The sequence below is a fragment of the Kitasatospora sp. SC0581 genome, assembly GCF_048159585.1.
Taxonomy (GTDB): Bacteria; Actinomycetota; Actinomycetes; order Streptomycetales; family Streptomycetaceae; genus Kitasatospora.
In genome coordinates, this window is the sequence record NZ_JBLRWA010000308.1 from 1 (window position 1) to 324 (window position 324).

A 324-nucleotide genomic window follows, 5' to 3' on the forward strand; every position below is an offset into this window, starting at 1 on the left:
CATCCCATTCGCGAATGTTAGGCATAATCTCTTTATCTACAAAATTCCGTACGGTTTTCTTTAAAAGTTCCTGTTCTTCCGTTAATTCAAAATGCATGATTCATTCCTCCTTGTACGCTTCAATTTCTTCTTGTGAAAACCCGATCCTGCGTAAAATCTCTTCTGTGTGCTCTCCCGGCATGGGCGGGTGTTGCACGTACCGGACAGGGGTTTCAGATAGTTTTAACGGGCTTGCGACAAGTTTGATTTCCCCGGCAACCGGGTGCTCCATTTTAATAAACATTTCCCTTGCCTCAAGTTGCGGATCGGCCGTTACCTGCTGCA

General features: G+C 45.7%; 2 protein-coding genes. Both read right to left on the bottom strand.

From position 1 onward, the window contains the following. Nucleotides 1-97: acyl-CoA dehydrogenase family protein (locus ACLWS4_RS38225; protein ID WP_416876600.1), on the bottom strand; the 97-nt coding region annotated here is incomplete at its 3' end. Between the two features lie 3 nt (nucleotides 98-100). Then, nucleotides 101-324: CoA transferase (locus tag ACLWS4_RS38230; protein WP_416876599.1), on the bottom strand; the 224-nt coding region annotated here is incomplete at its 5' end.